Source organism: Weissella sp. MSCH1, assembly GCF_045799135.1.
GTDB lineage: Bacteria > Bacillota > Bacilli > Lactobacillales > Lactobacillaceae > Weissella.
This window is the reverse complement of the sequence record NZ_JBJMBA010000025.1, coordinates 12216-36745: the sequence shown is the minus strand read 5'-3', so window position 1 is coordinate 36745 and position 24530 is coordinate 12216. Positions and strand designations below refer to the sequence as shown.

The 24530-nt window shown below is 46.4% G+C and carries 16 protein-coding genes and 1 pseudogene; 1 reads left to right on the top strand and 16 read right to left on the bottom strand.

Features of this window, described 5'->3' with window-relative positions; all coding sequences use genetic code 11:
- Window positions 1–62: 62 nt before the first annotated feature.
- From ACJ28U_RS01430 to ACJ28U_RS01370, 13 genes and pseudogenes are all read right to left on the bottom strand, one after another.
- Window positions 63–437 (bottom strand): septum formation initiator family protein, encoded by a 375-nt coding sequence (locus ACJ28U_RS01430; RefSeq protein ID WP_010373879.1) that lies wholly within the window; start codon window positions 435–437, stop codon window positions 63–65.
- Window positions 438–678: 241 nt separating this feature from the next.
- On the bottom strand, window positions 679–954 hold the full coding sequence (locus ACJ28U_RS01425; protein ID WP_010373881.1) for an RNA-binding S4 domain-containing protein: 276 nt from the start codon (window positions 952–954) through the stop codon (window positions 679–681).
- Complete coding sequence (locus tag ACJ28U_RS01420) at window positions 954–2543, bottom strand: polysaccharide biosynthesis protein (RefSeq protein ID WP_407618166.1); 1590 nt, start codon at window positions 2541–2543, stop codon at window positions 954–956. The genes ACJ28U_RS01425 and ACJ28U_RS01420 overlap by 1 nt, the downstream gene beginning before the upstream one ends.
- Window positions 2530–6048: a transcription-repair coupling factor gene (gene mfd / locus ACJ28U_RS01415; RefSeq protein ID WP_407618165.1), complete on the bottom strand. Its 3519-nt coding sequence runs from the start codon at window positions 6046–6048 to the stop codon at window positions 2530–2532. Before mfd ends, ACJ28U_RS01420 begins: the two co-directional genes overlap by 14 nt.
- A gap of 10 nt (window positions 6049–6058) precedes the next feature.
- A complete protein-coding gene (gene pth / locus ACJ28U_RS01410) occupies window positions 6059–6625 on the bottom strand; it encodes an aminoacyl-tRNA hydrolase (protein ID WP_010373887.1) in 567 nt (188 codons plus the stop codon).
- A 201-nt stretch (window positions 6626–6826) separates the two neighbouring features.
- Entirely contained in the window at window positions 6827–8503 is a 1677-nt protein-coding gene (locus tag ACJ28U_RS01405) for a glycoside hydrolase family 13 protein (RefSeq protein WP_407618164.1), read from the bottom strand.
- Window positions 8504–8515: 12 nt separating this feature from the next.
- Window positions 8516–10927 (bottom strand): annotated as a pseudogene (locus tag ACJ28U_RS01400) (glycogen/starch/alpha-glucan phosphorylase).
- 18 nt (window positions 10928–10945) lie between these two features.
- Window positions 10946–12376, bottom strand: coding sequence for a glycogen synthase GlgA (glgA, locus tag ACJ28U_RS01395; protein ID WP_407618163.1), 1431 nt, complete (start codon window positions 12374–12376; stop codon window positions 10946–10948).
- Window positions 12376–13500 carry a glucose-1-phosphate adenylyltransferase subunit GlgD gene (gene glgD, locus ACJ28U_RS01390; protein WP_407618162.1) on the bottom strand — a complete coding sequence of 375 codons (1125 nt, stop codon included), beginning with the start codon at window positions 13498–13500 and terminating at the stop codon, window positions 12376–12378. Before glgD ends, glgA begins: the two co-directional genes overlap by 1 nt.
- Window positions 13493–14656 carry a glucose-1-phosphate adenylyltransferase gene (locus ACJ28U_RS01385; RefSeq protein ID WP_407618161.1) on the bottom strand — a complete coding sequence of 388 codons (1164 nt, stop codon included), beginning with the start codon at window positions 14654–14656 and terminating at the stop codon, window positions 13493–13495. The genes glgD and ACJ28U_RS01385 overlap by 8 nt, the downstream gene beginning before the upstream one ends.
- Entirely contained in the window at window positions 14649–16541 is a 1893-nt protein-coding gene (gene glgB / locus ACJ28U_RS01380) for a 1,4-alpha-glucan branching protein GlgB (protein WP_407618160.1), read from the bottom strand. Before glgB ends, ACJ28U_RS01385 begins: the two co-directional genes overlap by 8 nt.
- 261 nt (window positions 16542–16802) lie before the next feature.
- Entirely contained in the window at window positions 16803–16976 is a 174-nt protein-coding gene (locus ACJ28U_RS01375) for a hypothetical protein (protein ID WP_172437018.1), read from the bottom strand.
- Between the two features lie 189 nt (window positions 16977–17165).
- On the bottom strand, window positions 17166–20378 hold the full coding sequence (locus ACJ28U_RS01370; RefSeq protein WP_407618159.1) for a YhgE/Pip family protein: 3213 nt from the start codon (window positions 20376–20378) through the stop codon (window positions 17166–17168).
- Window positions 20379–20535: 157 nt separating this feature from the next.
- Between ACJ28U_RS01370 and ACJ28U_RS01365 the strand changes: the two genes are divergently transcribed.
- On the top strand, window positions 20536–21138 hold the full coding sequence (locus ACJ28U_RS01365; protein ID WP_010373907.1) for a TetR/AcrR family transcriptional regulator: 603 nt from the start codon (window positions 20536–20538) through the stop codon (window positions 21136–21138).
- Window positions 21139–21213: 75 nt separating this feature from the next.
- Here the strand turns inward: ACJ28U_RS01365 and cbpA are convergent, their stop codons facing one another.
- The 3 genes from cbpA to ACJ28U_RS01350 all read right to left on the bottom strand — a co-directional run bounded on the left by cbpA (window position 21214) and on the right by ACJ28U_RS01350 (window position 24473).
- Window positions 21214–21858, bottom strand: a complete 645-nt coding sequence (gene cbpA, locus ACJ28U_RS01360; protein ID WP_010373909.1) for a cyclic di-AMP binding protein CbpA — start codon at window positions 21856–21858, stop codon at window positions 21214–21216.
- Window positions 21859–22038: 180 nt separating this feature from the next.
- The gene (locus ACJ28U_RS01355; protein ID WP_407618158.1) at window positions 22039–23136 is read right to left on the bottom strand and encodes a DUF871 domain-containing protein; all 1098 of its coding nucleotides are present in this window, start codon (window positions 23134–23136) and stop codon (window positions 22039–22041) included.
- A gap of 2 nt (window positions 23137–23138) precedes the next feature.
- Complete coding sequence (locus ACJ28U_RS01350) at window positions 23139–24473, bottom strand: PTS sugar transporter subunit IIC (RefSeq protein ID WP_043708603.1); 1335 nt, start codon at window positions 24471–24473, stop codon at window positions 23139–23141.
- Window positions 24474–24530 lie beyond the last annotated feature (57 nt).

Below are 24530 nucleotides of genomic sequence, written 5' to 3'. Positions count from 1 at the left end.
AGCTTGCTTTGTACGAAAAAAAGGCAATCAGTGTCCTGATTACCTTTCTTTCATTCACTTCATTACTCACCTGGCAAATTGAAAACAATCTCGCCATCTTTGGTATACATGTACTTTTCACGCACTAGCTTTTCTAGATACGATTCATCACCCAAATCTTTGACTTCTTGCTTCAAATTTTGATGCGTGGTTTTCGCACTCGCTAACTGCGTTTGTGTTTTTTCTAAACTCGCCGAAGCGGTTGTATATTTATTATATTGCTGGTGAAAGCAAACCATGGCATAAATCACCGTGGCAATCATAAACGCTGCCAAGACGAAACGACGCCGTAAGTGCACCTTACGTTGGTAAGCTTCTTGTCGATTATTGAATTCAAGTGTTCGTGCCCCACCGGCGTTCAGCGGCCGGATGTTTGTTTTTGTGTTCATAGACATCATGCCGCTGACCCCCTACTGTCTGATTGGCAACGTTATTGATAGACAATTCTTTTTCTCGATACCTTTACGTTTTACACTGTACAGTACAAGTAGGCTTTTCTTAAGCGTAATTACCTTTCCTTAACATTTTCGTATCAAAACCTAACGGATAGTTATCCACAGAGTTATCCCACCTTAATCCACACATAGTTTAAACACAAAAAGCACCGCAAATGCGGTGCTTTTTTCTCACAATTGTTAATTATGCTTCTTCGTTGAAGTTTTGTTCGTATGACTCTGACACAATGCTGTACATGTGTTCCGCTTCTTCCTTACGAACCGTCTCCTTGGTACTCTCAACCTTCATGATTGATGTCTTGTTACCAAAACGAATCGTCAATTCATCCCCAGCCTTAACATCGCTTGATGACTTGGCCGTCTTGCCGTTGATATCAATACGACCTTGATCTGAGATTTCCTTCGCAACAGTACGTCGCTTAATTAGACGTGATACCTTCAAATACTTATCTAAACGCATTATTCTTTTCCTCGTTTCAATATTGCATACAGGCGGTCACCCTTTGGCAACGCCTCCCACTCTTCCGCGGTTAACAAATCTGTCATTGTCACCATCGCCACGAAGGCAACGGCCCCAACAATAACGGCCACCACAGCCGTTACAACACTTGCCCCACGTGATACACCGAACAGGCTGTCACTGATCAGGGTTGCCATTTTGGCGAAGACGCCAGTAACCACTAACGTCCCCAACAATTTCAGCCACCAATTTTGCGGTAACCATCCTTGCCACAAAGCCCGTGGTAATCGTAGTAAAGCATACCCCAAAATCGGCAAAAGCGCGACTGTTGTGGCGATTGATGCCCCAGTTATGCCCCAGTGCGGAATTAACCATACATTCAGGCCAGCCTTAACCGTCATCGTCACCCAAACAAGCCAAATAAGACCTCGGGTGCGATCAAAACTTTGCAAGGCACTGGTTGCAATGGTCATCAACGTTGCCGGCACAATCGCCAAAACAAACCATGACAACGCAACACTACCTTCGCGGGAACCAAACAACAACTGATTAACAGCGGGCATTACTGCAACTAAGCCAATCGCTGAGACCCCGGACAATATAATCGCCAAACGCATCGTTAACTGAAAATCACGACGTAACGCTGCGTTATCTTGACGCACAAAATGTTGTCGGAGTGCCGGCAACAGCGACGTACTCAACCCGGTCGCTAGGACCATGCCCAATTGCACTAACGGTTGCCCACGATCGTAGACCCCTTTTGTATACTCGGCTTTGGCTGCCGATAATCCAAACGTTTCCAGCAAGGCCTTGGTCGAAAACGAATCAACCAATTGCAGTAACACCAACAGCGCCGCTAACAATGCTAACAATCCGCCTTCGAACCATAACCGTTTGAATAGGTGGCGCCAGGTAATCGTTTTATCTTGCTTAACAGTCGCCGTAATCGGCTGTTGCCACACATCCCGTAGCGTCCGTACCAAAAACAAAGTTGCCGCCAATCCCGCAACAGCGGCGCCAAACGTGGCCCACTCACCAATTCGGTAATCTGACCAACCCGTGTGAACACCCCACCAGGCAACCCCGATGATAATTGCCACACGGACAATCTGCTCAACCACCTGTGATGTGGCTGTTGGCATCATATTGCGCTGTCCTTGCGCAAAACCACGGCCAACTGCCAAAAACGGCATAAACCAAAACATCCACGCAACCGCGCGAATTACTGGCGTTAGGCGAATATTGCCCCCCATCGCCAAAGCCAACGCTGGTGCACCACCAAAGACGATTGTAAAAAGCACCGCACTAATCCCGACTAACGACCAAAACAAACGCCGTGCCACTAATTGTTGATGCGCATCGTCTGGCTGTTCCGTAATAATTTTTGATATAAACAACGGCCAGCCACTCAGTGCTAACACCATGCCAATACCATAAATTGGATACACTTGTTGATACACATAAAAGCCAGTATTACCAACCAAATTTTGAAAGGGTACCCGGTAAATCGCGCTCAACACCTTAGCAACTAATCCAGCAGCTGCCAAGACACCAGCACCCGCCATTAAATTTTGACTACTTTTGCTCATTTGTCACCGTCTCTTCCGGCGCTAACAAATTGAATAACGTCAACAAACCAAATAGCCAATCTTCAGCCGTTTGGTTTGGCTGAATCGGAATCTCAGCTTGAACTGGCGTATCCTGCTTGACTTGCCCACGTACTTTCGCTAATGTCAGTGCCTTTTGGAAAGTATCTCCCGTCACTGACGCGCGTGGATCGAAGTTCACTAACAACACGTTTTGTCGTTTGAAGTCTCGACGCAACGTTGCCAAACCGGCGCGATCAGCAGCTGCCTTAACACGACCGACTAACAACAAGCGTTGGGCCGCTTCCGGCAATTCACCGAAGCGATCTAGCAAATCATCTTCAATTTCTTCGAATTCAGCGGTTGTCTTGGCCTTGCGAATACGCTGATAGAGATCAATCTTTTGTGGTCCATCAGCGACATAATCAGTTGGCAAGTAGGCTTCAACCTGCACATCCAACTCAGCATCAAAACTCTTCTTGCGCTTACCCTGCTTCTCAGCAACTGCTTCGTTCAACATTTGCGTATACAAATCATACCCAACTGCATTAATAAAGCCGTGTTGTGACTGTCCAAGCAAATCACCAGCCCCACGAATTGATAAATCACGCATCGCAATCTTAAAGCCTGAGCCCAACTCTGTGAAATCACGAATGGCAGTCAAGCGCTTCTCCGACTCTTCGTTCAGCGAACGTGTACCAGGGTACGTAAAGTAGGCATACGCAATGTTGTTCGAACGTCCGACACGACCACGGAGCTGGTATAGTTGCGCCAAGCCCATGTGATCAGCGTTTTCAACAAACAACGTATTAGCGTTTGGAATATCGACCCCAGTTTCGATGATGGTCGTGGTCACCAGCACGTCGTACTCACGATTAATAAAATCAACCAGAATACCTTCCATTTGCGCTTCCGTCATTTGACCATGGATATAACCTACGCGCGCTTCAGGCACCAGCGATTCAATAATCCCGGCCACCTGCGCAATGTCTTCAACACGATTATGCAAATAGTACGTTTGCCCACCACGCGACATCTCACGTTCAATCGCACTCGCCGTTACACGACCATTTTGCTCCATCACATACGTTTGAATTGGATAACGATTGGCTGGTGGCGTCTCAATGACAGACAAGTCACGCACACCGACCATTGCCATATTCAAAGTACGTGGGATTGGTGTGGCCGTTAACGTCAACACGTCGACGTTGGTCTGCAACGCCTTCAGTCGTTCTTTGTGCTTCACACCAAATCGTTGTTCCTCATCAATGATTAGCAAGCCCAAGTCAGCAAACGCCATATCCTTCGACAAAATCCGGTGAGTACCAACGACGATATCAATTGTGTGGTCTTTCAAGCCCGCCTTGGTTTCATCCATTTGTTTCTTGGTTTGGAAACGTGACATAATCGCCACGTTCACACCGAACCCGTCAAAGCGATTCAACATTGATTCATAGTGTTGTTGCGCCAAAATCGTCGTTGGCACCAACATGGCAACCTGTTTACCAGCGTGGGCTGCCTTAAAGGCTGCGCGCAACGCAACTTCCGTCTTTCCAAAACCAACGTCTCCAACCAACAAGCGATCCATTGGGCGAGTCTTTTCCATATCCGCTTTGATTTCTTGAGTTGAGCGAATTTGATCAGGTGTTTCGGGATATGGGAAGGCATCTTCAAAGTCCCGAATCACGTCATCATCTTGAGGAAAAGCGAAGCCTTGCTTCAATTCACGCTCGGCATATAGCTGAAGCAGCTCGTCCGCAATATCTTCAACCTTCTTAGCAACCTTAGCTTTCGCCTTTTGCCATTCGGTTCCCCCAAGTTTATTAATCTTGGGGGCCTTTTCAGCCGCACCGACATACTTTTGCACCAGGTCTAGCTGCGTGACCGGTATGAAAATTTTCGCATCTTGTTGGTATGCAATCGTGATGTAATCTTGCTTCACCCCACGATTTTCAATCGTCTGCATCCCTTCATAGACACCGACACCGTGATTAATGTGAACCACATAATCGCCGGGTTTCAGTTCGTTATAACTCTTAATGCGTTCCGCGTTCGACAAAGTCTGGCGCTTAGGCGCACGCTTACGAACTTGCTGAAAAAGCTCACGTTCAGTCAATACGACCAAATTTTGAGCCGGCAATTCAAAGCCCGCACTCAGTGGCAAGGTCGTGACTTGTGTCCGGCCAGGCGCCAAGGCATCCGGTGCAACATCATTCACCTTCACCCCAAAATCATTCAGGGTTTGAACCAGCTTTTCCCGTCGGTCAGGCGTATTGGTTAAGAACAAAATTGTTTGGTTTTGCTTCTGCCAACGCGCAATTTCATTCTTTAGCAATGGCATTTGGCCGAAAAATTGTTGCGCTGGGCGCACGGTCAAATTCGTCAAACTCGTTTGGCGTAATTGACCGATACCACGTTGCAAAGGTGAAAATACCAAACTGGTTTGGCGGACGTCTCGGGCCAAATCGCTCAATTCCCAGCCAAAATCGGCCGTTGGCAAAACCAAATTATCAGCCAAGCGATCGGTCCACCAATTATTGTTATCCAATGCCATCTGCCCCGCGTTTTCAAGCGCACGGGGATAGTCATCAAATACTGCAATACCGTCTGCCGGCAAGTAATCTAACAGACTCACCGCATCAGGGTAAAGCAAGTGCAAATATTGGCGTACCTCGGGCAATAAATCCCCTTGCGCCATCACCGTTAGCAACGGATCGAGCGCTTCTGTTAAATGACGCTTAGCAGCGCCGTCTAACTTATCGCGTGTTTCCGTCATCGCCACTTCTAAGCGCGTCGTAGCAGCTTGCAAATCAGCGGCATCAATGACCAAATCCGTTGCGGGCAAAATCGTCACGTGTTCAAGATTTTCCAAACTGCGTTGCGTCTCTGCATCAAAACTGCGTAATGAATCCAACGCCGTATCAAAGAAATCCAAACGCACCGGATAATCCGCATCCAATGGGTAAATATCAACAATTGACCCACGGACCGCGAATTCACCTGGCTGTTCAACACTGCCATTCCGTTGATAACCCATTTGGTATAACGTTGCTTGCAACTCAGCTAATTCATATTCATGATCAAAGTCAATTTCAAGTGATGCAGCGGCGAAGGTTGCCACTGGTGGCAAGTAGCGTTGCACCCCGGCAACACCAGTAACCACAACCGCCTGTGGATCCGTCAGCAACAAGTGCAACGCTTGCACACGTGCTAAACGGGTATCCAAAGACGTCACAGCAATTTCCGCAGATAACGTCTCTTCCGTTGGGAAAACCGCCACGTGTTCGTCGCCAACCATCGCTGCTAAATCTTCGGCCAACTGATCCGCGTGGAACTGACTGTCACCGACAATCACCATGGGGCGCTGGATGTTTTCATGCAGTGCTGCCAAATAAACGGTACGCGCAGTTCCCGAAATACCGGTCATCAAATGACGACCACCTTTTTTCAGTCCAGCCGCTAATGTTTGAAAATAATTATCTTGCTGGAGTAACCCTGCTAATTCCATCGTTGCTCCTTTAGTTAAACTTGTTCATTAAGGTTGGCATATCGCTACCTGATGCAAAGGCTTCAAAAATATCCAACGCTTTATCGATACCGCCAAGCATCTCTGGTTCTTCATCCTTGCCAAACTTTCCTAACACAAAATCAACCACCGCCTTTTGCGTATGGGCTGGGTGACCCACCCCAAACTTCAAGCGGTTAAACGTTTGGGTATCAAGGTGTTGGGCAATGCTCTTAATCCCGTTGTGGCCACCCGCTGATCCCTTCTGGCGCAAGCGCAAACGACCAAGTTCCATATCCATATCATCTTGCACGACCAACAAATCTGGGATATCCAAGTCATAGTAGTCCATTAATGGACGGACAGCGCGACCTGAATCATTCATGTAGGTTGTTGGCTTAACCAACAACACTTTTTCGCCAGCAATCCGAACATCCGCAACGAACGCATTGTGGGCACCATCTTGCTTGAAGGTTGCATTGTGCTTATCCGCCAAAGCATCTACCGTCATAAACCCGATATTGTGACGCGTCCGGTCGTATTCTTTACCAATGTTTCCTAATCCAACAATCATCTTCATGAGGGGCTATTCTCCTATTTCAATTCCGCGCATTAACGCACGAAAGGGGCAGAGTCGCAATGACCCTACCCTGTTACATTTCTTATTTACCTCGTCTATTTTATCGCACTTTCAGCTATCGGTCACTTTTCGTGCACTTTTTATAAGAAAACAGCTAGGCCACACGTGTCTTCATCGTGCGGCCTAGCTGTTTCATTTTTTCTAATGCTTAATAATTGATAGCCCCGTTTTACGGTTAAATTGGAGCATTTCGTGTTCGCTATCCTTGTGATAGGCATAAATCAATGTATCTGGATCAATGGCGTGGCATTCAAACCAATCCGATTGTTGCCACCACGGTTGCCGTGACTGAAGCAACCGTTGGAAATGATTGAAAATTTCCCCACGTGGTTGGTCCCATGGGAAGTACGCCCGGTTATCCGGGTCCTTACCGCCGGCCATCCCCATTTCATCACCATAATAAACGCACGGTACACCAGGCATCGTCAACCATAACTCAATAGCCCGCTTCGTCAATTCCTCATCTTCGTTCATTTCAGTAAACAAACGACGGGTATCGTGTGTCCCCATGTTCGTAAATGCGCCGAAAAAGGCGGACTTGGGATAATTTGCCTCTAACGTCATAATCATCGTTGTGAAAACCTTGGCATCAATTTCGCCCAGCATAAAATCCAAAATTAAATTTCGTAATGGGTAATGCATCGTTGCTTGCAGACCACCACCGAGCAAATACTTACGGCGCTGATTGTAGGCGACTTTGTTAGATGCATCTTCCCAGACTTCACCGATTAGAATTTGATTTGTTGACAGTTGGTCACGAATCCCCGCGATAAAATCATCCGGCAATTCATCCGCGACGTCCAAGCGCCAGCCATCAACGCCAAATTTATTCCAGTGGTTAATAACTGAATCGTCATCGGCATAAATGAAATTCCGGAAACTTGTCTCGCCTTTATTCACAACTGGCAAATCCTTCACACCCCACCACGAATTATATTCATCGGGGAATTTTTCAAAATCAAACCAGTGGAAATACTTCGACGTTGGCCCTTGATAGGCCCCCGGTTCAACAAAGTAGCCATCTTTGTTGAAGTAACGTGAAAATTGACCAACGTGATTAAAGACGCCGTCTAAGATAACGTGCATATCGCGTTTATGAATTTCATCGAGTAAATACTTAAAGTCGTCTTCCGTTCCCAAAATCGGATCTAAGGCCATGTAATCCGAGGTGTCATACCGATGATTTGAATTAGCTGCAAAAATCGGGCTCAGATAAATCGCTGTACAACCCAGTTCCTGGATGTAATCCAACTTATCCGCAATTCCACGGAAATTGCCACCAAAAAATTCCCAGCGGGCAATTTCACCGGCCTTATCACGCACATAAAACGGGCGATCATGCAAATCAGCGTAGACAAAGGTGTTTGGCTTTGGACTATTAATATGATGGTCCGCATTACCATTATTAAATCGATCGACGAAAATGTGATAGAACTTCGCGGTGGCATACCATTCCGGTAGTTCTTCCATCTCAGCTAAGACGGTAATTTGAAAATCCGGAATTGATGAATACGTCATCTCATAACGTTGGGCTTCACCACCCAAATTATTACCTTGAGCAGCTAACCAGTATTGGTCATACCCTGAAATAACTTCAAAACGGTAATACAACAGTCCCGCATGCGCAGCTGAAATTGAAATCGACCAATTATCATCAGTCGTTTGTTCCAAATCGTGCCACGTCACCTTTCCGGTCTCATCGTCATAGACCCGCAACCGCACTTCATCAGCTTTACCCGACGTTTGCAGGGTAACTGTCTCACCAACAACAGCACCATATGGATCACGGTGGGAAATGAAAAATGAATTAAATTCCATTTAAGCCACCCCTTACTTGCTTTCTTGTTGCGCTAATAGGTTGTGAGGCACATGCCAAATTTCATCGGCATACGCCGCAACGGTATAGTCCGCTGAGAATTCCCCGCTTGCCGCAATATTCGCCAATGACTTACGTGTCCAAGCTTGTTGGTTTTGATAATCTTGACCAAGACGAGCTTGTGTATCCACGTATGATTCATAATCACCTAGGACAAAGTATTCATCGTTATCACGAATCAAAGAATCAAAGACGGCTTGCCCCTCTTCTTGCACATTTGGCACCGTACCATCAATCAAGGCATCCAGCACCCGATGCAACTTTGGATTATTTTGGTAAATATCCCAAGCTGAATAATCATGTTGCTCATAGTGCTTGTACACCGTATCCGTATCCATTCCGAAGGCATACGCATTTTCAGCGCCAGCAGCATGAATAATATCAATGTTCGCGCCATCCATTGTTGCTAATTGCAAAGCGCCGTTAGCCATTAACTTCATGTTTGACGTACCAGAGGCTTCCTTACCGGCCGTTGAAATTTGTTCTGACACATCAGCTGCTGGAATAATCAATTCTGCTAATGACACGCCGTAATTTGGAATGAAGATGACTTGCATCTTTTCATTCACGGCTGGGTCATTATTCACCATATTCGCGACTTCATTAATCACCTTAATGATTTGCTTGGCGTAATGGTATGATGGCGCGGCCTTCGCGGCAAAAATATGCACACGTGGCGCCACGTAGGCATTGGCATCATGCTTCAACGCCAAGTAATCCGTCAAAATGCCGAGCAAATGTAGCAACTGACGCTTGTAGGCGTGCAGGCGTTTGATTTGCACATCAAAGATTGCATCGACGTTAATGTCGATACCCATGTTATGTGATACCCAATCAGCTAAGCGTTGCTTATTTTGCCGCTTCACAACCGCCAATTCACGCAAGAACGCTTCGTCCATATTGAAATCACGTAGCTTCGTAATGTCCTTAGGTAGCTTGCGCCAATCGCGTCCAATCTTCGTATCAATCAGTGCCGACAACGACTCATTGGCCGCATGCATTTAACGACGGTGCGTAATCCCGTTCGTTTTATTTGAGAACTTAGCCGGCCACAAAATGTAGAAATCATGTAACACCTTGTCTTGCAACAGTTGACTATGCAACGGCGCCACCCCATTGATGGCGTGTGAGCCAATGGCCGCTAAACGTGCCATGTGTACTTGACCGTCTTGCAACGGTGATGTGCGCCAGGCAAAATCTTCGCCATGTTCACTCGCCACACTCACTCGGTGGCGACGATCAATTTCTTGAATCAACTGGAACAAGCGCGGCAATTCTTGCGCGAATAAATCTTGTGACCAACGTTCCAAAGCTTCTGCTAGCAACGTGTGGTTCGTATAACTAACCGTGCGGGTTGTGATACCCCAGGCTTCTTCCCAGCCAAGGCCGTATTCATCCAACAAAATGCGCATCATTTCTGGAATGACCACCGTTGGATGGGTGTCATTGATATGAATGGCCACTTGGAATGGCAACGCATGCAATGAATAGCCATCCGCTAAGTGGTGCTTAATGATATTTTGCACGCCAGCTGAACTAAAGAAGTACTCCTGACGCAAACGCAAGCGACGACCTTCTTCATTGGAATCATCCGGATACAATTCACCCGAAATACTTTCAATAACACTACGTTCAGAGACGGAGGCTTTAACCCCTTCCGGCACTTCAGCTGACCACAGCCGGAGCGTGTTTACGACATCGTTATCAGCACCGACCATCCCTGTATCATATGGCACAGCCAATACGTCTAACCCGCCATCATAGACTGGTCGCAAACCGTCTGGCGTATCTTGCAAGTAAACATTACCGCCGTAATGGACGATTTGCGCCTCATCATCTTGGCGAACTTCCCAAACGTCATCATTTTTAAGCCAATCATCGGGATACTCGACTTGATAGCCATTAATAAAGGCTTGGCGGAACAACCCATAGCGGTACCGAATACCGTTACCATTACCAGCCAGCGCAATACTTGGCATCGCATCCATGAAGTCAGAAGCTAATCGACCCAAACCACCATTACCGAGTCCTTGATCAACTTCCGCTTCCATCACAGCATTGAAGTCAACATCCAACGCCGCCATCATCTGCTCTGTGTCGGCTAGCAACCCTAGGTTAAGCAGGTTCGCACGCAAATAGCGACCTGGCAAAAATTCAATTGAGAAATAATAAACCTGCTTAGCGCCCGTGTCGCGGTAATCTTCCTTAGTCCGACGCCACTTTGTTGCAATCTTTTGCTTTACTACGGCTGCCAACGCTTGATAGCGCTGCAAATCAGTCGCATCCGCCAAGCTAACCGCAAAATGCGCTTCAAGCGAGTCTAAAAATTCCTGCTTTAATTGTGTTACCGTATCGTTTTGTTGCATCCTGCCACCTCATTATCTTTATAGTTGTTCGTAGAGTGCGTGATAGGCCTCTGCTGAACGTGTCCATGACACATCCACACCCATCGCTTGTTCTTGCAATTGGCGCCAAACTGCTGGCTTGTGCAAGAACGTTTGTTGCGCGTAATCCATCATCCAACCAAGGGTGCCGGCATCAAATTGCTTGAAACCGAAACCATTTCCTTCTCCCGTGACTTCGTTATACGGCTCGACAGTATCGCATAACCCACCTACTTGGTGCACTAATGGCAAGGTGCCGTACAATTGCGCCATCATTTGCGAAATACCACATGGCTCGAACGTACTTGGCATCAAGAACATATCTGCGCCTGCATATAGCCGTTGGGCCAAATGTACGTCAAAATCAATGATGACCCGCAATTGGTTCGGGTACTGCGCTGCCAAATGGGTCAGTTGCCCTTCCAATTCTGGAATGCCTGTTCCCAAAATAATAATTTGTGCATCGTGGGTCGCCATAAAGTATGGCAATGCTTCAGCCAGCAAATGCACACCCTTTTGTGGCGTTAAGCGCGACACCATGACCATCAATGGTCCCGCCGCATCTGGTAGCGAAAATTCTTCGCGCAACGCTTGCTTATCAGCTTCTTTGCCACTCAAATCATCGCGTGAGAACTTCACCGGCACATCCGGATCGGTTTCTGGATTATAACGATCTGTGTCTACCCCATTAACAATTCCTGATAGTTTGTCCTCGTATAACCGCAAGATTGGATCAAGACGCTCACCAAATTCGGCGGTCTTAATTTCTTCGGCATACGTTGGACTAACCGTGTTAATGCGGTCCGCAAAAACCATCCCCGTCTTCAACCAATTACTACCGTCGCCAAACCGGGCTTCACCACTGCTGTACATGTTCCAATCCAAATCAAAGAACGTTTGCAACGTATCCGCTGCATAAGCGCCTTGGAACTGCATGTTGTGAATCGTCAACAATGTCTTAATGTTGGCCAATGGCTGTTGCCAGTTATAACGTGTCTTTAACAACGCCGGAATCATTGACGTATGCCAATCATTCACATGCAAGACATCCGGAATAAAGTCAATCTCTTGCATCATCTCAATAACCGCTAGTTGGAAGAACGCAAATCGTTCCCCATCATTCCAGTGGTCATATAACTTTTTACCTGAGAAATATGAACGATTATCGATGAAATAGTAAATCACACCATTTAATCGCATTGTCTTCACACCTGCGTATTCTTCGTGATGATTAATCCACACGGTGAACCAACGTAAATCCATCAATTGGTCACGGTACTCATCCGGAAAGATATCGTGGTAGAAAGGCGCAACGACACGCACATCGTCTCCTTGCTTGTTTAATGCATTGGGCAACGCCCCGGCCACATCGCCTAAGCCACCCGTCTTGTAAAATGGCACCACTTCACTTGCTGCAAACAGTGTCTTCATTAGTTCAGCACCTCTTCACGCTTGGCGCGCACCACAGCATCCTTACCAACCACAATTGGCATCTCTGGTGTCCCATGGAGCACAACACCTGGTTCGATAATGGCATCCTTGTCCATGATGACGTAATCCAAGTCGGCACCAGCGCCGATTTGACCACCTTGCAAAATAACCGAGTGGCGTACCTTGGCGTCCTCAGCAACGGTTACTGTCCGGAAAACGACCGAGTCTTGTACCGTACCAGCAAACGAACCACCCGTTCCAAACAATGAACGGTGCGTAGCCGCCGTGTGTTCAAAGCGAGCCGGCGCTTCATTCTTCGCCTTAGTGTGAACTGGTCGTTCCATCAACAAGCTATAGTAGTTTTCGTAGTCCAATAAGGCTTGATTCGCTTCAAAATAGCTTTTGACATCATGCACTGGTAAGTGAATGCCTTCGTGAACAACCACGTTCGCGCCAAAGTCATTCATCATGCGACGAATAATGGCTTGCACATTCTTACCCGTGGCATGCTCCAGCTCACGATCACAGGCGATGGTCAAGATATCCGCATTAACCACGCTTGCTTGCAAGTAAACCAACACTTGTTCACCCTTAGCGTGGCGAATGTGCTCCGCTGGCACCAAATCACGTGCTAAGCCGTTGTCAGTTAATTCCAACACCAACATCCCTGGCAACAACTTTTCCGTCGCCATCCACGTCGCAATCACTGTGACCGGTTGTTCCTGTTCGCGGTGACTCGCCACCATTTGTGACAAATCCAAATTCGCAACTTCCGACGTGCCCATAATTGCCGTGTACGGTGTCTTGGCATGGGTCACAAACCGGTGCATGTCCTTCAACAATGCCCGATTCTCCTGGAACGTCATGAACAAACCACCGCCCAAGCGATCCATTTGCCATTCCCGACCAGTGCGCACGTGGTCTAAAATTGATTGGCAACGCGCAGGCATTGCCATCATCGCCTTCGTCACCCCAGCGTTACTGGCAGCAGACAATGGAAAATCAATCAATCGGAACTTGGCCCCAAACGGCATGCTACCGAGTGGTCGGTCAATCGTTAACTGACCCAACGTGTGGCTTTGCGACTCGTTCAAATCTAAAATGACACTCAATTCATTACGCATTCGTCAATACTCCCTCGTTTACAGTCGTTTGGTTGTAATACTCACCGCAACCAACCACGGCGATATCATCCGGCGTACCAACAATGACCGCGCCCGGCGCAATTTCAGCATCTTCACCCACAATCGCGTATGATTCTGCTGCTCCCGCGCCAACCTTTGCACCTGGCATCACGACACTGTGGTCAACGATGGCATGCTCTTCCACCGTTACCCCCGTTGAAATCAAACTGTGCGACACACGCCCACCAACATAGACTGCATCAACCATTAAACTATCGTGAATCTGCGCTTCTTGCGCCACATACATCGGGTTTTGGTTCGTTGTATGTGAGTAGATTCGCCAGTGACGGTCAGCCAATTGCAATTCATTGTGCTTATCAAGCAATTCCATGTTGGCTTGCCACAATGATTGAATCGTCCCAACGTCGCGCCAGTAATCCTTAAAGGCATAGGCATACACGTTTTCGTTGTTCGCCAAGTACGCCGGAATGACGTTCTTGCCGAAGTCAACCATGTCGTTGCCACCTTCAAAACCGGCTACCAAATATTCGCGCAACTTGCGCCAGTTGAAGACGTAAATTCCCATGGATGCCAAGTTTGACTTTGGTTGCGCTGGCTTTTCTTCAAATTCCAAAATTTTATGATCATTATCCGTGTTCATAATACCGAAACGCGATGCCTCTTCCATTGGCACTGGCATTACCGACACTGTTAAGTCAGCGTGATTTGCCTTGTGCGCTTCCAGCATCTTCGTGTAGTCCATCTTGTAAATATGGTCACCAGACAAAATCATCACGTACTCTGGATCTTGGCGATCGATATAGGCCATGTTTTGGTAAATTGCGTGGGCCGTTCCTTCAAAGAACTTGTTACCCTTGCCATCGGCGTATGGCTGCAAAATTGACACACCGCCACCCATGACGTTCAAGCCCCAATCTGAGCCGTTCCCAATATGTTGGTTCAATTCGTATGGCTCATATTGCGTAATCACGCCAACTGATGTGATATTTGAGTTGGCCAAGTTACTCAACGTAAAATCAATAATCCGGTAACGTCCCCCGAACGGTACCGCAGGCTTGGCCAAGTTTTTCGTCAACTTACCCAAACGTGTCCCTTGTCCTCCTGCAAGGATCAAAGCTGTTACTTTATCATCCATTATTTTTTCCCCGTACTTGCTTCTTTTGCTTAATAATCAATGCCCCCGTCGCTGGCAAAATCACTGAAATTTCATAGTGATCGCCCACCAAGAAAGCTTCGTAGTCTGTTGGAATATGTTGCCAAGTCCCACCAAAGGCAATATCTTCGGTGTTCAGCAGAACATCATAGCGACCGGCACGTGGCACAATCACACGGTAATCGTCTTTTTGCACTGGCAACGTATTCATCGCCATAATGATGGTGTCGCTTGGCTTCTTACCCTGACGCATCAATGCCATCGTGCCCTGGGCACCTTGGTCAGTTTGCGAGAAGTTCACACCGGCTGGTACAAAATCTTGCTCCCAAAAGGCATGTTCATCACGATAAAGTTTGTTCAGTTCAGCCGTGAAGTGTTGCATACTCCGGTTCATACCATCTTGCAAATCACGCCACTCCAACCCTTCTTCATCGCGCCACTCCAAAAATTGGCCCCATTCGCTCCCCATGAAGCGTAATTTCTTACCCGGATGGGCCATCATCCAAACCATCATCGTCCGCAAATTGGCGAATTGGTTATAGCGATCACCGAACATCTTGTGCATCAAACTCTTTTTCCCGTGCACCACTTCATCGTGTGACAGTGGTAACGTGAACTGCTCGTCAAACGTGTACATAAAGCTAAACGTCAAATTATTAAATGCACCCGTGCGATAGAGATAATCCAATTCAAAGAAATCGAGCGTGTCATGCATCCAACCCATATTCCACTTGAAATCAAAGCCCAATCCCTCTGGCTTTGTCACACCAGGATATGCTGTTGCTTCTTCAGCAAACATCAAGGCCGTTGGTACGCGTTCATGGATAATGGCATTTAGCTTTTGTAAGAATGCGACACCCGCATAATCAATCGCCGTACCGTGCTCGTTGACCCAATCTTCCTTACCAGCATCTTGGTTCAAGTAAATGATGTTTGACACCCCGTCAACCCGCAGACCGTCAAAGTGGACATCCTCCAACCAGAAGAGTGCCGCCGAAATCAAGAAACTTTGCACCTGTGACTTACCCAAATCAAAGTTCCATGTCCCCCAGCGGACGTTTTCTGCAATCGTGACATCCCCTGCTTCAAACGTCGGCGTGCCATCAAAGCGATAAAGCGCATCATAATTCTTGATAAAGTGCCCTGGCACGAAATCAAGAATTACCCCAAGGTTTGCCTTATGCGCTTCGTCAACAAAATATTGCAAATCTTGAAGATAACCCATGCGCGAAGTTGCCGCGAAGAACCCGTATGATTGGTAACCCCACGACATATCAAGCAAGTGTTCCGTAATCGGCAACATTTCGATGTGGGTGTAGCCCATTTGCTTCACGTACGGAATCAACTCATCAGCCAGTTCGCGATATGATAAATACGATCCATCCGTGTGACGACGCCATGATGTCATATGCACTTCATAAATATTAATTGGCTGATTCAACTTATGACGGCGACCTTGGCGACCACGATACAACCCGTCATGCCACTTGTATGGGCACGTGTTGACCACCGCTGCGACACCAGGCTTTTTCTCATACTCGTGGGCAAACGGATCCGTCCGTAAGACCACGTCCCCAGCCGGCGTTTCGATGGCGTACTTGTATAAATCGCCTTCCTTCAACGCCGTCGTAGTGATTTCCCATACACCCGTCTCCTCTAACGGATGCATCGCAAACGCTTCGCTAGGCATCCAATCACACTGCGCTGATGCAAGATGCACAGCCTTAGCGTGTGGTGCCCAAACGCGAAATGTTAGTTCAGCCTTATCCCGCGTAATCCCAAAAAACTTATCCGCACGATATGACTGACCAGTATTGAACAAGTATGCCGCTTGTAAATTTTCCTCTGGCACTTGTACTTTCAGCATAATAATTGCCCCTCTTTCATTTCCCCATGTAAATCTAAATTTTTCTAAGCGTTACGTTATGATACCGAAGAGATATGAAATCCATGTCCGAAAATATGTGGTGATTTTTTTATTTCTACGGTGCAAAATTCATGTTTTGTTCAACTTTGAGCATTTTTCGACGACACGTTGGCATCCGGACACAAAAAATCCCGTAACGCTTAATTTCGTTACGGGATTCGTTTTGTATTTGTTTCGTAAGATTTTTTGAATGGTTTCATCTTACGACATTGTCACTTGGTGATACACTGGCGCTGGCGCGTGCGTCGTTATTTGCTCATCTGCATACGCTGACTGCCGGATATCTGCATCCGTACCATTATTTTCTATCGAAACAAAATCACCAATTCTTACATCATAGACCAGTTGTGAATAATCAATTGCGCTATCGTTCATTGTTTCATCCTCCGTGACATTATGTGCTTGTGTTGTTGAGTTGATGTCTACATCATAAGTCGCCTTGGTTAACGAAAACTTAGCGCCCGGTTAGTTGAAGCTTAAATTCACGCTACGCCCTTTCAACCAAAAACACCGACAGTCACATGACCGTCGGTGTTGTTAATCTCTTATTTCTTCTCTCTGTATTTACTTAGCAGTCGCGTCAGCCAACATATTATAGTGGCGACGGTGACTCAAATAGTAAATCATCATTGCTGCAATTGATACAACAAAGATACCAACCAATACCTCAACTTGCGGTGCGATCGAACCACCAATCATCACCGTTTCACGTAAACCATCAACCGTGTATGTCATTGGCAAGTATGGGTGCAACCACTCAAAGAACTTGTTTGACAATTGAATTGGGTAAGTTCCAGCTGAACCACTCAATTGGACGACCAACAAGACCATGGCCGCAAACGCACCAGCCTTACCGAACCACATGTAAATTGCCGTAACCAACGCAGCGTCCATCACCGCAATCAAAACCATGAAGCCGTACGTTGCACCTGGGTTGATTGGATCCATACCAAGTACAGCCAAACTCAAGCCATACAAAACCGTCGCTGCAACAATGGCAATACCAAACAACATCGCCATCTTAGAACCAGCCCATGCCCACAATGATGAAATCTTTGTACGTGGTGAAATCATATCAAGCATCAAATTCAATGCCATCATCCCAACGAACATTGCCACTGAGAACATGTATGGCACCATACCCGTACCGTTGTTAGCAACATGATCCTTTTCCTTGTGGCTCGCCTTTGCTGGCGTCGCAACTTGGTGATACGTTGACTTCGTCGCATTTAGCTTCTTGACCTTATCTGACGCGTCGCCCATCTTGTTAGCCAAGGTTTGGTTACCATTCTGAACTTGAGTCAATGCAGGACCAATTTGCTTTGAACCATCAGCCAACTTTTGTGAACCATCGCTAATTTGACCGGCGCCGCTTGCTAGTTGACCAGCACCGCTGTTCAATTCATTATTCTTGCCAGCCAACGTATCCAAACCACTCGTCAACGTATTGGCACCATTTGCCAATTGGCCAGCGCCGCTTGCTAACTGGTCAGAACCGGCTAGCAATTGCTCAGTACCATTGTTCAACTCAGCCGACTTGCTGTCTAGCGTGTTGGCACCATCGACTAACTGGCCAACACCGCTGACCAATTCACCTGACTTCGCTTGTAGCTGTGACGTGCCATCATTCAACTCAGCTGACTTACTGTCTAGCGTATTCGCACCATCGGTTAGCTTGTTGATACCGTTGACCAGCGCACCTGATTTGGCAAGCAATGTACTTGTACCATCGTTCAATGTCACCGACTTGCTATTCAACTCGTTCGCACCACCGGCTAGTTGATTAATTCCGTTAACCAAGGCACCTGATTTTGTAAGTAATTCACTCGTACCATCATTTAGTGTTGCTGACTTGCTATTCAACTCGTTCGCACCATCGGCTAGTTGATTAATTCCATTGACCAAGTCACCTGACTTGGCAAGCAATGTACTTGTGCCATCATTCAGTGACGTTGACTTGCTATTCAGTACATTCGCACCATCAGTTAAATGACCAATACCCGACGACAACGTTGGCAACTTGCCGTTAAGCGTTTGCGCCCCAGCATCTAATTGTTGTACAACTGCTGATACAGTTGTCAATTGACCTAGCTGCTTCTCAGTATCTGGTACAACATTACTCTTTGATGTAACTGCATCTACCAACTGATCATTATTATTAACACTCTGCTGGATTTGCGTAACGCTTGCAGATATCGCGTCCGTTTCATCTTTCATACTTGAAATTAAAACTGAAACTTGATCGTTATCCTGCGTTGTCTTAACCGCTTGCGTGACAGCAGCTTGCTGTTCTGGTGTCATCTTAGTATCCGCAAACGCCTTTTGTAAATTAGCATCCATTGTGTCTTCATCAGCTTTTTTTGCTTCTTGAATCTTTACAGCATCATCTTGCAAAACACTAATGTGCTGCTGAATGCCAGCTACGATATCTTGGCCACTTTGGGTTTGGTAACCTTCCTTCAACGCCGATACCGCTTCTTGAAGCGTATCTAATGATTGCGTTGCATTAGCTAAGCCATCGCCACCTTGCTGTAATTGTCCATTCAACTCATCTAGTCCCTGTGTTAAGGATGCAACACCTGAGGTTAATTCAGGCAATTGTGCATTAACTGTATTCAAACCACCAGTCAGTTGATTGACGCCTGCCGTATATTGGTGCGTGCCATCATTAATCTGCGTAATGCCTTGCGTCAACGTTGGCGTTTCATTATTCGCCTTATTCAAACCATTAGTAATCTTATCAACACCAGCTGTATATTGGTGCGTACCATCATTCAACTGCGCAATACCTTGCGTTAACGTTGGCGTTTGGTTATTCATCTGGTTCAAACCACCAGCTAATTGAGCTACACCACCTGTATATTGGTGCGTACCGTCATTCAGCTTCGCCACACCCTGCGTTAACGTTGGCATACTACCGTTTGCACGGTTCAAACCACCAGCCAACTGATTTACACCAGCTGTATATTGGTGTGTCCCGTCATTTAACTTTGCTACACCTTGCGTCAAAGTCGGCACTTGGCCGTTCAACTTATTCAAACCGGCAGCCAATTGTTGACTACCTGAGTCAGCTTGCGCAACCCCAGCTGTGTATTGCGACAAGCCATTGGTCAACGTGTTCGTACCGTCCTTAAACGTTAGTGAACTTGATGCCAACTTTTCTAGGTTCGTGGTCACCTCATCACTACCAGACTTAATCTTAGTCGTTCCATCGGCCAACTTTTGATTGGCATCGGCAGCTTGGGTAATCCCCTTGCCCATTTTCTTGACTTGACCAAAAATCGTCTTTGCATAAGTCTCTGTCACTTGGGCTGAAACCTTTGCTGTAATCGCCTTGGCACCTGATTCTGACAGCTTTCCTGCGATAAAGCTGTGACCAGAACTCGTTTCATAGTGCAACACCATCTTCTTAGGCTGCTTATCGAGCAGTGTCGTGGCATTCTTAGAAAAGTTTTCTGGAATCGTAATAACCGTGTAGTACTTACCATCCTTCAAACCCTTCTTCGCTGCGGCATCAGTTGGAAAACTGAAATCCATCGCCTTCGACTTTTCTAATTGCTTCTTTAAATCTGATCCCACCGTCAGTTTCTTACCTTGGTATTTAACTGACTTATCATGATTCACTACCGCTACCGGCAGGTTTTTGACTGCCCCATAGGGATCCCACAATGAACTCAAAAACGTCACTGCGTAAATTGATGGCACGAAAAACAACACGAAAATAACTAATAGATAGAATTTGTGCTGCTTCAGCCATGCCCATTCCGCTTTCAGCATGTCATATCCCTCCTACTTAATAATCTCTCACACTTAACCAACCAGTTATTGAACAACTTGTTGAATAAATTATCTACTTGCATTATATTAAGTCTGTACAGTAGAAACTACAATATACAATTTTGAACAGGGTGTTCAATAACTTTGGAGAGACGCTATGAAGCAAGCCGATCGTAATGCAAAAACGCAACAAATTATCAAAGAAGCATTCATTGATTTAATTAACGAAAAGGGGTTCAACAATTTAACCGTGTCTGATATTACTCGGGCTGCCGGCGTCAGTCGTGGCACGTTCTATGTCCACTACACGGATAAGTACGAACTCCTCACTAAAATTGAAGACGAACTGGTCGCCAACATCACCCACGCGTTGAGCGAGAATTTGGATGAACCACTTACCAAACACACAGCTGAAGAAATTTCAGGTTCAACCTACCGCGTCTTTAACAAGGCGCTCAACTATGTCGACAGCGAACGCATCACCATGCGGGCGCTCTTCTCACCAAATGGTCATCCCCAATTCTTCAACCGTATCAAAAATTTGGTTGACGTTCTGTTTACCGATCAACTAACAGCAAACCACGGTCGTTTTTCAGACGCGCTACCGATTGACTACACCAAAGAAATCGCCCTCAACAGTCTACTCAACATCGTGCGTCACTGGTTAGACAAGGATAACCCAGAAACACCAGATGAATTAGCGGATATTTTAATGCGGAGCCGATTTATCGCGCCTCACGAACTCATTACCTTTGAATAGTAAAAAAGCCTTTTGGAACACGTTTAAAAGCCGCCAATCCTCCGATTTTAAATCGGGAGATTGGCGGCTTTTTGTTTACATATATGATGTTTTTGATAAGTCCTCAAGCGACTCCAAGTGGAAGCCCTTGCGCGACAGCACGTTAATGATTTTTGACAGCATCCCTTCATTAACCGTGTCCGGTAATGTAAAGAGAATTCGCATCGTACGGGGGTTATTGTCAGGATTCAAAGTCATCGATGATGCAATTTGCGTATAACGTGTGATAATTTTAGCGGCTTTTTCCAAGCTACCACGCTCACCATCCGTCACAAGCGTCAATGTGTAGCGTCCTTCATCCGTCTGCCAAGAATCAGCCATCAAGCGCATCATGCGACTGTGCGTCACAATGCCCACAAAGTGATTTTCTTTGTCGAGCACTGAAATGAATGGCAAATCACGGAGCGTAAAGAACATTTCAAAAAACGTTGCTTCGATGCCGACAAATTTCGTCATGTTACGCATGTAAGTCGTCACCGGCAAATCCATGCGTCCACCATCTACCTGGTGTCGGTAAATGTGCATCTTATAAATGGCACCGCGGAACAATTGACCACTCTCATCCAAAATTGGAATAGCACGAAAATTTGAGTTATCAAAGATATCCAAGGCATCCTGTAATGTCGCATTTTCGCTGACCGTGGTCAATACATCACGTTGCTTAATTAAAGTTGCTAGCATTTTTGCCGACTCCCGTTTCTTAGTTTCTAATTCATTTATAATACCACGAATGCCTACCCACTGCACCTTTTTATCAAAACTGTCAACCTTTCTTCTAAAAAAATGAGAGTTAACTTTGAACCAGAAGTTAGCCCGCAGCAAAAAGCGGTGACACCAGCCTTTGGCATCACCGCTTTCATATTACATCTTTTTAGCTGGTTGCAAGGTAAACCCATGCCATGGTTCAATCAACGCCAACAACGTTAAGTCTTCTGGATGGATATGGCCGACCACGTTAATGCGACCATCATTCGGCAAATCACGCAACGCAATTTGCAATTCACCCTTATATTGACCGTAGTCATTGTTATCAATCAAGACATCCCCGCGCGTCACATCAACCGTGTTAAATGCTGGAAAATCTTCCTGCTTATATTTAACGCGTGTCTGTGTTGAACGTAAAACATAATCTGACCGATCACCACGATACATTTGTGGTTGCCGATACATCACTGCCTTCGACACGTCAGAAACAAGTGGTTCTTCAACAACACGCAAGCCAACCATTGTCCGATTAAAGGCTTCGGCCGCTGCTTTCAAGTCGTCATCATCAGCGAACGCATCTGCAATCAACACATCGTCCACTAACCCATTAAAGCGTAATTCCTGCACTTGCGTTGCAATCGGCAAGTTACGATGGTCTTCCAACGAGACCAAACCATCACTGACTGGCCATGGTCCAAATGTACCACTTGGCGCATTAACAAACGCTGCCGTTCGCAAACCATAGTGCCGGTACTGCTGTGACGTTTCCGCAAAATAATCACGGCCCAAGCCTGTCCAACGCTGAGGATAGAAATTGTGTGAGCCAATTAGATTATCGCGATTCACGCCAAAATCCATAATCAAATCAAGATAGTGCTGACCACGCGACATATTCAACTCAATCTTTAAGCCATAGGGATTATGCGTCATTTGCGCCTCTTCAGCTCCCGTAAACCCGAGATCCAAGCGCAATCCCCATGCACCCATTTCCGCAAACAATCGTAAATCCGTATAACTCGTCCCTAATTGTTCAAACAACTCTGGGTTGATATCCAAAATGGTTTTCATCCCCAACTCATTACCACGTGTAATGACCTGCTTGTACTGGTCAAGCAAATCATTCATATCTGGCGTCAATTCAAGCAACGACGTAAAAATACGCGTATACCCATAACTAGCCGCCTTTTCAATATAGGCAATGTTGTCCGCCGCGCTCGCACGCGATGGATACACTGAAATTCCTAGTTCCCCCATGGTTAGGCCTCCACTGACTGTCCTTCAAACGCCTTTTCCTCTGACGTTTCATCTGCCAACGTTTCGCCTTCAAGCATTTGACGTTGACGGTCTACTAACTTGAAGAATGGGATGTAAAGCAACGTATCAAGTACGAACAAGCCAATTTGCAAGACCGCACCTGAGATGTGTGAACCAGTTGCCAAGAATCCAGAAATAATTGGTGGCATCGTCCAAGGAATCACGACACCAACCGTTGCGTGAACAATCCCTGTTGCCATCGTAACATATGCGATGATGGCATTGATAACTGGTACAAAAATAAATGGAATTAACAAGTAAACATTCAATACAACTGGTGTTCCAAACATGGTTGGCTCATTGATGTTGAACAATCCTGGTGGCGTAATCAACTTCGCCAACGTCTTAAATTCCTTACTCTTAGCTGTCAGCACCATCGCAGCAACCAAACCAATGGTCGCACCACCACCACCAAGGTAAACGAACAAATCCATAAATGGTTGAGTCACGATGTGTGGCATCGTCGCATCAGCATTTTGTGAGTAAACCTTAGCATTTTCAGCCATCAAACCAAGCCAAATTGGCGACATAATCGCACCAGTAACGTTACCACCGTGCACCCCGATAAACCAGAACAGTGATGTAATGATTGACACAACAATCGCACCGGCCAATGAGCCACCGAACGCTGACAATGGTCCACCCAAAACTAATTGCAAAATGCCATGAATTGATGCCATCGGCGTTGCAGCCAAACCGGCATAGATTGCACCCCAAAGCAATACGATAACAGCACCTGGAATCAATGCGGCAAATGAATTGGCAACCGCTGGTGGCACACCGTCAGGCATCTTAATGCGGATGTCTTTCTTCATGAACCAAGCAAAGATCTTAGTTGAGACCAAGGCAATCAAAATAGCTGCAAACAAGCCTGAAGCGCCCATGTACGTTAATGGGAAACCTTCGCCTGCCTTTGCCATAATCGTCGGCGTTGAAATCACATACCCTGACAAGGCAATGATTCCTGATGATACGCCATCCACCTTCAATTCTTGTGCATATCGGTAAGCGATTCCGAACACGGCAACCACACCCATTAGGCCAAATGTGCCGTTAGTAATCTTCACAAGCCAATCGAATGACCCATTATCAATTAACCACGTCTTAAACGCGTCAATTGAAAACCCGTTGGCAATTAACATCGTTAACGAACCAACAATAACCAATGGCATCGCGTATGCAATCCCATCACGAACGGCATTCAACGCCTTATTAGCAGCAAGCTTTGCACCAATTGGCATCAAATAACGTTCCAGCAACTCTGTCACTTTCTTCATTGTGACGTCCCCCTTTGTCTAGTTGCCTAAATCGTATCTAAAAAGCGGGACGACCGC